Here is a 14973-nt window from a genome sequence, read left to right as displayed (position 1 = left end):
TCATCCAGTCTCAAGTGATAACACGGCTCCTCGTAATAAATAAGGGTATGCCATGCCATCCTCCACAGCCTGTGTCATAGTTATCGGACACCTCTAATGGCGGAGCGGTCTTTTGACGAAATAGGTGTTCCTGTGAAGTCTATATAGGATAGGTAGCGTTCGGCAGACTGTCGAGGATAATACGGGCCGTGTCACGAATGACGTGGCCCGTTTTCCCATCCACCCTTTATTTTAAACCATACTGCCTCAATGGCCTGCCCTGCCCCCCAAAAAACCCGGTCCATACAGGTAAATTATAACTCTGGATTGAATTTGAGGGAGGAGGAAGGCGGTCACATGGCAGTCCCATAGCCAGCACCTATATCGGATGATCACGGGGTTCCTCCGGAGCGAGGGTTACACAAACGAGTGGAACGAATATGGAGGAAGGAAAGATTCAAGGCACCGAAGAAACAACCGAAGCGAAGAAGACTGTAGCTTGCGGACGGTTCATGCGTAGAGAGTGTTTACCTTAAAGATATACATCATTTGATATTGCCAGAGTCTGAAGATTTCCGGCTTAGTCAATGCGCTCCACAAACGGATCGGCAAATCCACCATGACCGGGCTTTTTGAAACGACTTTCGTTTGATGCGTAAACCTCCCTAAATGATGACGGGTGTTGCTGTTATCACGTTCGATCGTGTGGGTCCCGCCTTTTCCGAGGATATGGCAAACTTCGGCAAAAACGTCCCAATTGTCCGTGAAGAATGTGCCGTTTCTCATTGTTGTAAAGCTGTTTGAATGTTGCGCGCTATCACGACCACCGAGAACCCAGGCGATAGCTCTCAAGGGCTTTGATGAGCCAAAGTTTTTTTGACTGTATGAAGTGCCACATCTCATCGAACTCGATTTCGGTGATTTCTCCGCCTATCACCTGTTCCTCAGCGTTAAGACCAGCCTCCCTGATCCAGTGGTACATCAACGAACGGTTGCGCTATTATAGGATCCTTTGCCTAACAAGTAAAGAAAGGCACGCAGTGCTTTTAGCGCCGCCATTTTCTTGGTTTGTCCGTTCATCGCCAATTACGAAGAAGTAACCGCATTCTTTGCACTTGTACTGCTAATTTCCACGTACCTTCCCGCTCTTGACAACCCTCCCAACTTGAAGTTCTTGCATCCCATAACAGTACCATCCGACTTTTTTGGTACTATTATATGATGAATATGCCTTTTGGTTAATATTCTCCATGCGTAAGACTCAGGCCTGACTATAAGAATCACGCGTGGAGCTATTTAGGGGAAGACCTTCAACATCATCGACAAGTTTGCCAAGGAGTATCTGACTATCGCCATGACGAGAAAGATTACTTCCCACCAGGTCATAGAGAAATTGGGGGATACCGGAAGCATATACGCTCCGGCAACGGACCGGAGTTCACGCAAAGGCAGTGAGAAAGTGGCTTGTGAGGCTCAGGATGGTAACCCTCTTCATAGAGCCCGTTGGAGAACGGCTATATCGAGTCTTTTAACGGGAAACTCATGGACGGAGATCTTCATTAAGCTCTTTGAAAGCTAAGGTGAAAACTGGAGAAAAGAGTACAACACCATCCAAGCCGCGCACTTTTCTGGGGTATAAACCGCCTGCGCCTTAAGGCCGCGATGCCCAACAAGAGATATTTTGCAGGAAGACTAACTCTGAAGGTGATACAAGGGACATGGGGCAGGTCATAACGGCTCAATCAAGTTAGGATGCTTACACTACTGGACCACGCAGGAAGGACTTAACAATCAACTACATCCCATCGGAAAGGGTCGTATGGAGACCGAGCGTCCTTATATACAAATGGGGTGGATGAGGGGGTTCGAACCCCCAACCCCCAGGTCCACAGCCTGATGCTCTGCCATTGAGCTACATCCACCGTTCACTTTTATTTAGCATGGTGAGTTTGAAAAGTCAATCTTGTAACCGTAATTTCCCCAGCTTCTCCTGGAAAACAGAAGTCGCCGGTAGCAGGGCCTTTACACAACGCCTCCAAGTGACCAAAGCAGTTAAGTTTTCGCGACCGGGCATTAAGCTCGGCTTCGTTCCGCAATACCGTGCGGCTTGCCGCAGCGAGATTTGTGTCTTAGCTTTCTTTATATAAATTAACGGAGTGAAGGAAAGCCGATTATCATTGAGGAGTCTTTTACACGGTAAGCAGTTATCTCGCCAAGCGGCTCTTTGTCCATAGCGTGTACCATGTCTTTGGCCGGGTGTGTGGGGTATGTCTCATGGTTCTATCGCGAACTCAACCGAAGCAGTTTGCAGATAATCAGCACGAATATGAGCAGGACAGGTTGGTTTTGGCCAACACGTATGCGAGGATACTGGACTCGGGTCAGCATGTGTTGCCTATTCTGTGAGAGGTCTGTATGGTGGCCGACTCTACGACTCAGGTATATCAGAGAAGTCTTCTGTTACGGTGATCAGCGGGTCGATAAGAAATGAATAGGCTGATCCCAGCTTCTTGCATCACAGAGTCAAAGATTCTGACACCCAGCCCAAGTTATTCGGACAGATTACTGTAGCGTCAACAGTAATAAAGGAATTCCCCTCCCTCCGTATATTATACGTCTCTGGTCTTTGCCATCAAGGTAAACTTGGAGGTTCATGAGGCCCAAGCAGAAAATTCGTCCTGGTATTTTCGGCATCAAAACTGAAAACCAATGCCTTGTAGCAAACCATGAAGGCAGCGAGATCCAACACGGAAAATTCTCCATCCTTCAATGTCCATCTCGACCCCGCAGACAGGTCCCTTGCTCTCAAGAGTCTATCTCATGCGCTGAAGAAAAAAGAGTCAAAGCGAAACTCAAGAAGCGAAGAAGCGCCGCCAGTCGCCCGTCATTAGCAGTTGGGAAAGACCAAAAAAACCGTGGAGGAGTACAAGAAAGATTCCATGGAGGTCGAAAACAAAACGATCGAGACTACATAAAATACTTGCCTTTTGCCGCCTTTGGTCTTTTACTGTTTTTAACGACTAATGACTGTCTTTTTCTGCGCTTCGCACTCAAGCTTTATTTGGAAAATAGGCCCTAACTGGTGTATATTAGTACCATTACTAATAAGTACGAGGTGGAATTGTGAGCCAATCTGATTACGAAGCGGTCATGGGTCTTGAGGTACATGCCCATCTGCTTACGGAAAGCAAGATATTCTGCGGATGCTCAACCAAGTTCGGTGGAGAGCCGAACAGCCATACATGTCCTACCTGCATGGGCCTGCCAGGTGCACTGCCGGTGCTCAACAAGAAGGTGGTCGATTTCGCGATCAAATTGGGGCTAGCGCTCAATTGCAGAATCAACGAGAAAAGCATCTTTGCCCGGAAGAACTATTATTACCCGGACCTTCCCAAAGGATACCAGATATCCCAGTATGAAAAACCAATATGTGAGCACGGCTATCTCGATATTTTCGTGGGAGGAGAGAAGAAGAGAATCCGTATCTTAAGAATTCACATGGAGGAAGATGCGGGAAAGCTCGTCCATGAGGCTACAATTGAGACGAGCTCGTACAGTCTCGTGGACTATAACCGTTCGAGCGTACCCCTCCTTGAGATCGTGAGTGAGCCGGATATTTCAACGCCAGAAGAGGCGGTCCTCTACTTGAAGGCTTTAAGGGATATACTCATGTACCTTGAGATCTGCGATGGCAATATGGAGGAAGGGAGCTTCAGGTGCGACGCCAACGTATCGGTGAAAAAGAGGAGCGACACAGAACTGGGTACTAGGACGGAGATGAAAAACCTGAACTCTTTCAGGTATATAGAACGATCGCTTGCGTACGAGATAACGAGACAGATTGAACTTTTGGAACGAGGCGGAGAAGTCGTCCAAGAAACCCGCTTCTTCAATGTGGATGAGGGAGTAACTTACTCCATGAGAGGCAAGGAAGAAGCCCATGACTACAGGTACTTCCCTGAGCCCGACCTCCTGCCGCTCACCATTGACAACGCCTGGGTAGAGGATATACGAAAGAGACTTCCCGAGCTGCCCATCGCGAAAATGGAGCGGTTTATGAGCGACTACGGTCTTCCTAAATATGATGCGGAGATACTCGTGTCGGACAAGGCGCTAGGCGACTATTTTGAAGCGACCTTGAAGTTTTTCAATGAACCGAAGACCGTGAGTAACTGGATCATGACCGAACTTTTGAGAGAATTGAAGACGGGAAACCTGTCGCTGAAAGATGCGCTTCTTGCTCCCGCGCACCTCGCTGAGCTACTCTCCCTCATAAAGGAGGAGACAATAAGCATCAAGATAGGCAAAGAAATATTCCACGAGCTCTATGAGCGGGGCATATCCCCTAAGCGGTTGGTCGAGGAAAAAGGAATGATTCAGATTTCAGACGAAAACGCTCTCATCGCCACTATAGACGCAATTTTGGAAAGATCCCCTAAGGAGCTGGCCGACTTCAGGGCAGGAAAAGAGAAACTCCTCGGATTCTTTGTGGGGCAGGCGATGAAGGAAACCAAAGGAAAGGCAAATCCCAAGCTCCTAAACGATCTTCTCCTGAGGAGACTGAAGGAAAAATGACCAGCGTCTCGCCTAAGCGGCAGATCATCCGGAAAAATAAAGATGCTGGGGCGGCGTCGTGACCGATCACATATACTGGAAAAACGGTTCTCTCTTCGTCCTTGATCAGAGGAAACTTCCTTTCAGGGAAGAATTTGTCCGGTGCACCAAACTTACAGATGTGGTAGCGGCCATCAGAAAAATGGTCGTAAGGGGCGCCCCCCTCATTGGCGTCACAGCCGCTTATGGCGTAGTCATCGGCATTGCCAGGATACTTCAAAAAAAGAGACACGTCAGCCTATCCGAACTAGAACTCATCTGTCGAACGCTTATCACGACAAGGCCCACGGCAGTCAACCTCGCATGGGCAGTCAAGCGGATGGAGAACAAATGCCGGGTCTACCTGGACAACCCCCTCCTCCTCGAATATGCCACCCGTGAAGCTATGGCCATCCACGGCGAAGATGTAGAAAATAATCAACTCCTTTCCCGTTACGGCGCGGAGCTTATTGATAGCGGAGACACCATTCTTACCCACTGCAATGCCGGCGCTCTTGCGACAGGCGGCTACGGCACCGCGCTCGGCGTGATAAAGGCTGCCCATGATGCCGGGAAACGAATAAAAGTCTTTGCCACGGAGACAAGGCCTTACTTCCAGGGTGCCCGTCTCACCGTTTTCGAGCTTAAAAACCTGGGGATTGACGTTGAACTAATCCCGGACAACCATGTAGGCATTCTCTGCTATTACAAGGTCATCGATAAAGTGATTGTGGGGGCGGATAGGATCGTGGGGAATGGCGATACGGCAAATAAGATAGGCACATACATGATAGCCCTCGCAGCCAGAGAGTATAAAATTCCCTTTTACGTCGCAGCTCCCGTCTCGACCTTTGACTGGTCCCTTAATAATGGGAACAAAATCGATATAGAGGAGAGGGACGGAAAGGAAGTTAAATACTTCAGGAAGACTCTCGTCACCCTTCAGGACGTAAAGGCGAGGTACTATTCCTTCGATGTCACGCCATCAAAGTACATTTCCGCATTCATAACGGAGAAGGGCATCGTTAATAGGCCCTTCAAAAAACAGATAGCCATGCTGTTTTCGCCCTGATCGTGAAAATCATAACCCTTCTCACGGACTTCGGAATGAAAGACGCCTATGCAGGCATCATGAAGGGGGTAATCCTCTCAATTAACCCCAATGCGGCGATTGTGGATATAACCCATACAGTGGAGGCTCAGGATATCAGGGAAGGTGCCTTTCTCGTCCATGAGAACTACCGCTGGTTCCCTGCAGGAACCGTGCATATCGCGGTCGTCGATCCCACGGTGGGAAGCGCCCGAAGACCCATTATCATCCTTAGCCATAACCATATTTTTGTCGGGCCCGATAACGGCATCTTCAGTCTTGTCATGGGCGAAACCCCCTTTGCGCACGTTATAGAGAATCCTGAATTCATGCTTCCCACTGTGAGCTCCACATTTCATGGGAGGGACATATTTTCTCCCGTGGCCGCTCATCTTTCTAAAGGGGAGCTTCCCGTGGCCTTCGGACGTCAGATAGACGATCCGGTCTGCTTGGGCGGTCTCCTTCCTATCACTGAAGGCGAGGTACTCAAAGGAAAAGTGGTGAGATTCGACAGGTTCGGAAATGGGATCACCAATATCTCCGAAGATACACTCCGCGGTTTTGCGAAAGGAATCTCATTTAAGGTTGAGATAGGCGCTATGTCCTTCTCCAACATCTCGGCAAGCTATTACGAAAACGATTTCACATGCCTTTTCGGCAGCTCTGGATACCTAGAGTTCGGATACTTTAAGGGAAGTTTTCAGGATAAGGTCGGGGCAACGAAGGACGACGAAGTGAAGGTCTTTAAGGTCAACTCCCGATGATAAAAGGATTAGGATACAAGGAAGAGCGGAAACGCAGACTCTAGCGTATCAATTCCAAGGCGGTTTTTAAGGCCAGGTTTCCTGACCGTATTGATTTCTGCGCCTCCTCTATTAATCTCGCCGCAGCATCAAGCCCCGCGTTGTGTGCAAGTTCAGTCCAGCCGGCAAATTCTTCGTCGTAATACCCCATCTCTTCGATGAGTCGTTTGAATACAATTCTCAGTCTTTCCTCATCTTGCATCTTTCCTCCTGTCTCTCTTTTCGCTTCAGCCGACCGTTTTATAAGGCCTTCGCTATTAGGCTTAAGTTTGCATTAAGTGTATCCAACTCTGCTATCCGTCTGTGTCTTCCGCCATGGTCTCCACTTTTCGGGGAGAATTGTCCACCTGTTTAAGTAAAGGTATCTCCGTGCCTTCTACACCAAGGTCCTTGAATCTTCTCACCGAAGGCAGGACTCTGGCCTCCAGGGAGCCTATTGTCTTATTATATGCCTCCGTACCTCTTCTTATGGCATTTCCCAAGGCGTCCAAGTGTTCTGTCATCTTAGAAACACGTTCGTAGAGCTCACGGCCCAACAATCTCACTTCGTGGGCGTTTTTTGTGATCTGCTCCTGCCGCCACCCGAAGGCGATCGCCCTCAGAAGGGCGATGAATGTAGTCGGGGTTGCTATAATCACATTCTTCTGGATACCGTCTTCGATGAGTGTCGTGTCCATATCAAGGGCCGCCCCGAGGAAGGATTCGCCGGGGATAAAGAGGACCACAAATTCCGGGGATTTATCGAACTGGCTCCAGTATTCCTTTGATGACAGGCGATTCATATGGGTCCTTACCTGCTGGGCATGCCTTTCCAGCTTTACTTTCCTGCTCTCTTCTGTCTGGTCCGCCGTTGCATCAAGATATGCTTCGAGGGATACTTTTGAATCGACTACGATCTCCCGGTCGGAAGGCAGATGGATAACCATATCGGGTCTTACCTTACCCTTATCCGTGTCCACTGAGACCTGCTCTGTGAAATCACAGTGCATCGACATACCCGACAGCTCCGCGACCCTCTTGAGCTGCATCTCCCCCCATCGGCCCCTGACTTGGGGCTTCCTCAATGCAGAGACCAGATTGTTCGTCTCCCTCTGAAGGCTTTCATTGGTTGACGCCAGGGTCCTCAATTGCTCTTCCAAGCTTCCGTATGCTTTGAGCCGTCCTTCTTCCATGCTCCTTATCTGTTCTTCGTATTTTTTGAGCGTTTCGTGGAGCGGTTTGATCATTCCGTCCATGGCCACCTGGTGTTCACCAAGCTTTCCCTTGGTCGTCTCAATCACCTTTCCTAAACGCTCGGAGGCGAGTCTGATAAAATCCTCGCTGCTGCTTTTCAGCGCCGCAGAGGACAGAGCATTAAACGTGTCGGTCATCTCTTTTTTCATGACGTCGAGGAGCTGCCGCTCACCCTCAAGACTCTTCCTTGACTCTTCGAGTCTGGTGACTGCCTCAATTTTTGAGCTTTGCTCAAGGGCTATTTCATTACGCAAGCCCATGGCCTCGTGGTCTTTTGCGTCGATCTGTTGTCTGAATTCATTGAGAACCGCCTCGGCGCCACGGGTCTTGCCCTCCAAATCGACCATAGACCGGTGGAACTTGAACATCGCCAGGACCCAGGCGACCGAAAAGCCGAGGAGAATGCCTGTTATAAAAGCACCTATTAGCATGCCTGTTGCCATTTCACCACCTCCATACTATCCGTTTACCTATAATATGCCTCTCCTCCCCCCGCTCTCTTACCACGGATACGCCACGTAAGGACGCAACAAAACGCGAGACGAGCGCTAAACTAACGATCGGCCAGCCATGCCTCAAGTCTGTCACACCCTTCGGCAAGGCGTTCCATGCTGTTTGCATAGGAGAAGCGGACATGGGAGGAAGCTCTGAAGGATCCAAAGTCGTAACCAGGGGTAATTGCAGCCTTCGCTTCCCGGAGCGCCCTCTCAACAAAGACCATACTGTCCATGTTCCATTTGTCTATATCTGCATAAATATAGAATGCACCCTGGGGATCGACGGGTATACGAAAACCAAGCTTCTTAAGTCTTTTCAGCATAAAATCGCGCCTTTTTTTGTAAGTTTCTACCATACGGTCAAGCTCTTCTTTTACGGCAAAGGCATGAATAGCCGCATACTGAGATATTGACGGCGGAGAAATAAATACGTTCTGGGCAACTTTCTGTATTGGCCTCACGAGTACATCGGGTACGACCATCCAACCTAATCTCCAGCCGGTCATGGCGTACGTCTTCGAGAAACCGTTCACCACGATTATCTCATCCGAGATGGCAAGCGCGGTGGTTACCTTGCAACCGTAAGAGAGGCCCGAGTATATCTCGTCCACGATCAACGACACACCATTTCCGGACAGGAACTGGTAAAGGTCAGAAAGTGTCTTTTCCCCGTATACACTGCCTGTAGGATTGGAGGGGTTTGAGATTATCACCGCCCTGGGTTCCTCCTTCACATCACGAAAATGGTTCGCCGTTAAGGCATAGTTCGATTCGTGTGATACCGGAAGAGGCAAAATGACCGCGTCGACAATGGCGCCAAAGTTCTTGTAGCAGGGATAGCCTGGATCAGAGAGAACAAGGAGGTCTCCACGCTCAACAAGCGCAACACTCAAAAGCAGAAAAGCCCCTGACGTCCCGCTCGTAATAACTATCCGTTCAGGGGAGATGTTCACATTGTGAGATTCAAGGTAGTACCGGGCAATTCTTTCCCTTAAATCAGGAAGGCCGAGGCTATGGGTATAGAAGGTTCGGTTCTCGCTGATCGCCTTCATGGCCTCCTCTTTGACCGGGGCGGGGCTCGGAAAATCAGGCTCTCCCACCTCCATATGGACAATATCCTCGCCTTTCGCCTCCATTGCCTTCGCCTTTTCGAGAAGCTCCATGACATAGAAAGGGGTGATTTCGGACGCACGCCTTGTTATCCGCATCGTCTCACCATCAGCAACATTCTGCCTTCGCATTGGGAAAGAGGGAGAAATACCTAAACAGGCCCATTCACACCTTGCTCATAAAGACCCCATATTGCCATGTTCAGCTTGTTAATGGAGGTGCGTTTCTCCCTGACCAGGATGATGAGTAGCCGGCCTATGACCAAGGCAACGAGGGACATCTGGATGGGAACGAAAGCAATGTATTGAGGGAGATCAAGAAAGATCTTGTTGTCATCCCCGAAAATGTAATAGTGGAGGACGTAGGGCATTATGGAAAACGTGATGAGATAGAGGCCAAAGACGAACTGCCAGTTCATGCTTTTCAATCCAGCCCTCCCGAAAGCACTTTTTCGGCCGTCACGATATGGTGGAGGCTCGTCTGCCAGAACAAGAAGGGAACGCTCTTTCGTCCTGCGATACGGAACCCTGTGTCGGTGAGGAGTTTAATCACATCCCTGGGTTTCCACTGCTTTTCATGACCCACCTCGTAAAACGCCTCTTTGATCATACCGAGGGCAAGACGGGAAAGGAAGAAGTTCCTGTCGTTCGGGATGACAATGACGAGCCTCCCGCCTGGTCGGAGGACGCGGTAAACCTCATGTACCGCTTCGCTGGGAGTTTTCAGGTGTTCAAGGATGTCAATCATGATGCAGAAGTCGAAACGGGAGGAAGGCAAGGCAAGGGAATTCACATCCGAGTAGACGGCAGTAAGGCCAAATTTACGGCAGATTTTGATGTTTTCAAGTTCAAGGTCAACACCAATAACCTGGCGGTCAGGATACATTCTGACCAGTTTTTCCAGGGCAATGCCTTCACCGCAACCGACGTCCAGTATTGAGGTATTGTGGGGGAGCATGCGGGAGAAAACGTAGGAGTCACGGAAGTCCCAGTACCAGTGGCCGGCACCGCCTTTGGCGTACTGGTCGCGCTGGTAGAGCATCCCTTCTTTGGGTAAATGATGGTGTACCGGCATAGGCCAATGTACCAGAAACACCCAGTCCTGTCAATTGAGGAGGAGGAGATAGACAGTAAAATTTACAAATCAGCTTTCTTCAAAATAAGGTTCGCCAAAGAAAGGTTCGCACCGAAAAGGCCTGCCTGAGCAAGGTCGCAGTACAGACACTTACGTGTGTCTTTACCTGACTAGGGACTCGTCTTTTTGAAGGCCTCAACACCGCTGGATAGAATCAGAATCCTTGCCTTATCTTTCTTCTTTAGCCGAACTCTGGGTTTGAGTGCCCAATTAATGGCCGCGATATTCGTAATGCCCGCCAGGATAGTAACCATGCCCATAAGGCCTTGCATGCCGCGGCCCATAGTGTCCGTAGTGCCCATACCCTGATGGAGCGGAGTAATAAGGCCCATAATAGGGACTGGGTCTGTGATAGGGCGCAACTGGCACAACTGCACATCCCGCCATTAACGTGATCACCGCAATTACCATAATGAGTGTCTTCATATGAATCTCCTTTCGATACATGGAACCAATACCCTCGTTCTGGGCGAACCATGGGTAACATACAGCGCCAGAGGGTTTACCCTATCTGAAGCAAAGGTCATGCCACGATAAATATCTCAAAACCGAGCGGAATATTAATGTAAAATAAGATAGGATGGACAAACTGACATCCTATTTTGTCATTCGGAGGAGAGGAATCAGACAAAAATGTCGAGCAATTGATCTTTTTGAGAATGTCCGGCATGCTTTCTGTCTGTCGTGTTGCCATCATTGAACCCACACTCGTAGCGACCGTCACCTGGTCGTCTATCAGACCGTCCTCACAGCCTCCGACATATTCCATTCCGATATTATGGTATTGACCTTACATACCAGGCGGTAGATTGTTCGAATCTTTTCTTATTTGTTGCGTAAAGTAGAAAACAACGAACAGTATGGTTATCAATTACCGTCCGGGTAAGTTTCATAAGGATACCCCATCCATATTTTACCTGTTAATGAACTGGAATTCCATATATAAGGCATCAAGGTAAGCCATATTCAAACGGGCCTGCATGGAAGCAGAAAGACGGGCAGCGGAGATTTCCTGCAAATTATGACGGTACCAATGCTTACATAGAAGAACAATACAGAATATCATACTTTTGTCGAATGGGATGGACCTTCTTCATTGAGAACACCAAACTACAAATTTGACATGACGAGAAGGGAACGTGCTACCGGAAACTTTAACGACAGGAAATTATCGGCTTCACAAACCGAGATGGCCCATTGCTTCACTCTGAATGATTGTAGCGCCTCTGCGGAACGTTCGATGAGGGCATTGGCGACGAGTAGTATCACTAAAGGCAAAAATATCGTGCTCGCAAAAGCCGAGGCCGTCTATGACTGGATTGTAGTTAACACGCATCTACGCTATGCCAAGGCGATAGGATACTAGACGAGGACTTTTGACTTCAGCTTAGACTATATTATCACGTTCAGCGAACAACAATTCACGACAAAGAACCGTTCTACAGAATATGCGTAGGTAGATTGGAAATAGATCGAACCGAAAACGGAACTTTGGGAGCCAAGCTCCTGGAGGTTCCGTCAACCAAAGAGTTTTTTGTCATACGTCTTGAGAAGCAGCGAGTTCGCTACCACAGATACAGATGAAAGGGCCATTGCTAATCCTGCCCATTCCGGCGGCAGAAGGTTTCCCGTCACGGGATAGAGGACGCCCGCAGCCACGGGAATACCGATCACGTTATAAATGAGGGCCCAGAACAGGTTTTGTCTGATCTTACCCAAAATTTTCCGGCCCAGCCGAATGGCCCGTTCCACATCCAGCAAGTCATTCCGGACCAAGATAACGTCGCCGGTCTCCTTGGCCACGTCGGTTCCGGAACCTATGGCGATACCGATATCAGCCTGGGCTAGTGCTGGAGCGTCATTGATCCCATCCCCGACCATGGCGACTTTCAATCCCCGTTCCTGATACCTCCTTACAGTATTGATCTTGTCCTCAGGCAAGATCTCAGCCGTAACTTCATATATGCCAACTTGGCTTGCTACCGCATCTGCAACTTTTTTATTGTCTCCCGTAACCATAAAGGTCTTCAAGCCCAGATCATGAAGACGTTTTACTGCTTCTTTGCTGTTGTCTTTGAGGGTATCAGCAAGGGCGATCACGCCCAAGGTGCGACCGTCAAGACAGACGAGCATGGTAGTTTTTCCTGCTTCCGTGAGGTTTCTGAATTCGCCTTTCACAGGGCTCACGTCGATCTTGTGGCTTTCCATGAGCTTCATATTGCCTATGAGCAGCGGGACACCCCCGTAAGAGCAGATGATACCGTGCCCTCTCTCTTCTCTGAAATCCCGGACTTCTTCTACTGCGATCCCCTCTTTCATTGCACGGCGCACTACCGCTTGGGCAAGAGGATGGATAGAAAGACTTTCCCCTGCGGATGCTATTCTCAGGAGGTCTTCCTCATGGCCGGATTCAGTTGGCTTAAGATCCGTCACTTCAGGAACGCCTTTGGTAAGAGTTCCTGTTTTATCAAAACCGATAGCATGCAGGCCAGAAACACTCTCCAGTGCTACGGCGGACTTAAAAAGAATACCTCGGTTAAGCCCTACGCCACTTCCCACCATGATCGCCGTGGGCGTTGCGAGCCCCAACGCACATGGACAGGCAACGACCAGAACTGCGATTGCAGCGGTAAAAGCAAAGACAATGGTGCTATGAAACACAAAATACCAAGTGACGCACGTGACTGCCGCAATGGCGACAACAACCGGAACAAACCAGTTGGAGATCGTGTCAGCCAATCGTTGTATGGACGGTTTTTCCCCCTGCGCCTCTTCCACCATCCTTATGATACTGGAAAGGACCGTATCTTTTCCAGTATTGGAGGTCCTGACTTTGATGCTCCCCGATGTATTAATGGTCGCCCCTATCACTTTATCGCCTGGGCCTTTTTCTACGGGAATGGACTCACCAGTGACTATCGATTCATCAATACTCGTCTCTCCTTCCACGATCTCACCGTCCACCGGGATTTTCTCGCCCGGCTTGACAAGAACAACATCTCCCGTAAGCACATCAGAGGCCGCCACGTCCCTCGCCTCGCCGTCTACAAGGAGCCGAGCCCGGTCAGCCTGCATCTCAAGAAGACGTTTGAGTGCCTGACCCGCCCGCCCTTTGGCTTTAGCCTCCAGATATTTACCGAAACGCACGAAGGTAATGAGAACCGCCGAGGCATCAAAGAAGGTAGGCCCGTGAAAAAAGATTTGAGGAAAGGTTGTCAGCACACTGTAGCCGTATGCCGCAGAGATCCCCATAGCTACAAGGACATCCATGTTTGCAGACTTGTTCTTGAGCGCGTGATACGCTCCGTTGTAAAAGGTGGCTCCGGCCGTGAACTGTACGATTGTAGCCATGACGAACATGGCATACATGAGCAGCGGCGACATGGGGAGGAACCACATCATTGGCATAAGCGGCAGCGAGAGGATGGCGCTTATAATGAGCCAATTCCGCTCTTTGAGCGCAACGCCGTCTTGTTCCTCTTCCCGGCCCTCAAGGGGAATGTAGCCTGCGTCTCTGATCTGGCTGAAGATTACGTACAAATCGGTCATCTCAGGATCATAGTCAACGGTAACCATATCGGTTGCAAAGTTGACGACCGCCTTGGATACGCCTCTGGCGGCGCGGAGTTTTTTCTCAATGGTCAGGGCGCAGTTGGCACACGTCATGCCGCTGACCTTGAACCTCTCCTTCTTCTCTGTTGAAACAGCATGGGCATAAGATTTGTGATCCGGAATGCCGGCTTCTTCATGGGGCGGCACCTTCGCAATACCGGTTTCCTCCGCTTCAGGTACGCCTTCCCCGGCGGGTCTGATTGAGTACCCTGCGTCTTCAATCGCCCGATATATGTCATTCATATCCAAAAGATCTGGATCGTAAGCAAGCTTCACTCGTCCTGCGGAAAGCGAGACCTGGACATTCTGTGCGCCATTAAGCGCTTCAAGCGCCTTTGTGACCCGCATCACACAATGTTCACACGCCATGCCGTAGACGGGAATTACGGATTCCGTTCCATATGTTTTTGCGGCTATGTCTGTCATGCCTCCCTCCCCCTACGAGGAATAAAAAAACCAATGTCCTTCAGGTAGCACCGATCCTTGGATCATGGAAGAAAATCAGAGCAGGTTTCCCGGATAAGGCGAAAAATCATCTCCAGAACCTCATCCATCACCTGCTCATCACCAGTCTAAAGCTATTCTTGCACGCACGATTTCATATGCTTTGCAAGATAGCAGCCTCACCACCCCATGCAAGGCCCATGAGCCGAACCTATCGGTTCAGTAAGTCATCGCAATATACGCTTTTCTCGTTCAGCCCCCTTATACCACGTACCCGATTAGGTCCGGTTCATCCGACTTGCAAGATCCCTTATAGTCCGTTCGCTACAAAAGTTTTTCAGTCCATAAAATTCGGGCTTCCTGTTTGTCAAAATTGCTGCACAGACAAATAAAATCAACAAGGAGATCCTGCAGGAACCAGAATGATGATACCAGGTTAAAAAAATTCCGTCAATTAGAGAGTGATCTCAGCGGTTTC

12 protein-coding genes, 1 tRNA gene and 1 pseudogene are annotated in these 14973 nt (G+C 49.4%); 5 read left to right on the top strand and 9 right to left on the bottom strand.

The genetic code is table 11. The annotated features are described in order from the left end of the window. Positions 1-1230: 1230 nt before the first annotated feature. Positions 1231-1634: pseudogene (locus LBQ00_05775) on the top strand (integrase core domain-containing protein). A 192-nt stretch (positions 1635-1826) separates the two neighbouring features. On the opposite strand, the gene LBQ00_05770 reads toward LBQ00_05775, so the two are convergent. Further along, a tRNA-His gene (locus LBQ00_05770) sits at positions 1827-1901 on the bottom strand. Between the two features lie 1201 nt (positions 1902-3102). Between LBQ00_05770 and gatB the strand changes: the two genes are divergently transcribed. From gatB to LBQ00_05755, 3 genes are read left to right on the top strand one after another with little or no spacing between them, the layout of a single operon-like run. After that, positions 3103-4554 (top strand): Asp-tRNA(Asn)/Glu-tRNA(Gln) amidotransferase subunit GatB, encoded by a 1452-nt coding sequence (gene gatB / locus LBQ00_05765; GenBank protein MDR2018360.1) that lies wholly within the window; start codon positions 3103-3105, stop codon positions 4552-4554. Between the two features lie 58 nt (positions 4555-4612). Continuing rightward, complete coding sequence (gene mtnA, locus LBQ00_05760) at positions 4613-5644, top strand: S-methyl-5-thioribose-1-phosphate isomerase (protein MDR2018359.1); 1032 nt, start codon at positions 4613-4615, stop codon at positions 5642-5644. A 2-nt stretch (positions 5645-5646) separates the two neighbouring features. After that, on the top strand, positions 5647-6426 hold the full coding sequence (locus tag LBQ00_05755; GenBank protein ID MDR2018358.1) for an SAM-dependent chlorinase/fluorinase: 780 nt from the start codon (positions 5647-5649) through the stop codon (positions 6424-6426). 40 nt (positions 6427-6466) lie between these two features. Here the strand turns inward: LBQ00_05755 and LBQ00_05750 are convergent, their stop codons facing one another. The 7 genes from LBQ00_05750 to LBQ00_05720 form a co-directional block, all read right to left on the bottom strand. Continuing rightward, a complete protein-coding gene (locus LBQ00_05750) occupies positions 6467-6667 on the bottom strand; it encodes a hypothetical protein (GenBank protein ID MDR2018357.1) in 201 nt (66 codons plus the stop codon). A 91-nt stretch (positions 6668-6758) separates the two neighbouring features. Then, positions 6759-8141 carry a DNA recombination protein RmuC gene (locus tag LBQ00_05745; GenBank protein ID MDR2018356.1) on the bottom strand — a complete coding sequence of 461 codons (1383 nt, stop codon included), beginning with the start codon at positions 8139-8141 and terminating at the stop codon, positions 6759-6761. A gap of 110 nt (positions 8142-8251) precedes the next feature. Beyond that, positions 8252-9403, bottom strand: a complete 1152-nt coding sequence (locus LBQ00_05740) for an aminotransferase class I/II-fold pyridoxal phosphate-dependent enzyme (GenBank protein MDR2018355.1) — start codon at positions 9401-9403, stop codon at positions 8252-8254. A gap of 53 nt (positions 9404-9456) precedes the next feature. Beyond that, positions 9457-9732: a hypothetical protein gene (locus LBQ00_05735; protein MDR2018354.1), complete on the bottom strand. Its 276-nt coding sequence runs from the start codon at positions 9730-9732 to the stop codon at positions 9457-9459. Then, the gene (locus tag LBQ00_05730) at positions 9729-10346 is read right to left on the bottom strand and encodes a class I SAM-dependent methyltransferase (GenBank protein ID MDR2018353.1); all 618 of its coding nucleotides are present in this window, start codon (positions 10344-10346) and stop codon (positions 9729-9731) included. Before LBQ00_05730 ends, LBQ00_05735 begins: the two co-directional genes overlap by 4 nt. Before the next feature lie 203 nt (positions 10347-10549). Continuing rightward, the gene (locus LBQ00_05725) at positions 10550-10810 is read right to left on the bottom strand and encodes a hypothetical protein (GenBank protein ID MDR2018352.1); all 261 of its coding nucleotides are present in this window, start codon (positions 10808-10810) and stop codon (positions 10550-10552) included. 152 nt (positions 10811-10962) lie between these two features. Continuing rightward, positions 10963-11208, bottom strand: a complete 246-nt coding sequence (locus tag LBQ00_05720) for a hypothetical protein (protein ID MDR2018351.1) — start codon at positions 11206-11208, stop codon at positions 10963-10965. Between the two features lie 327 nt (positions 11209-11535). On the opposite strand from LBQ00_05720, the gene LBQ00_05715 reads away from it, so the two are divergent. Next, the gene (locus LBQ00_05715) at positions 11536-11805 is read left to right on the top strand and encodes a hypothetical protein (protein ID MDR2018350.1); all 270 of its coding nucleotides are present in this window, start codon (positions 11536-11538) and stop codon (positions 11803-11805) included. A gap of 152 nt (positions 11806-11957) precedes the next feature. Here LBQ00_05715 and LBQ00_05710 read toward each other — a convergent pair whose 3' ends face one another. After that, positions 11958-14477, bottom strand: coding sequence for a heavy metal translocating P-type ATPase (locus LBQ00_05710; protein MDR2018349.1), 2520 nt, complete (start codon positions 14475-14477; stop codon positions 11958-11960). Positions 14478-14973: the final 496 nt, after the last annotated feature.

This window comes from Syntrophobacterales bacterium (assembly GCA_031274925.1).
Lineage (GTDB): Bacteria > Desulfobacterota > Syntrophorhabdia > Syntrophorhabdales > Syntrophorhabdaceae > PNOM01.
The sequence above is the reverse complement of the archived record's forward strand: the minus strand, read 5'-3'. Positions and strand labels throughout refer to the sequence as shown.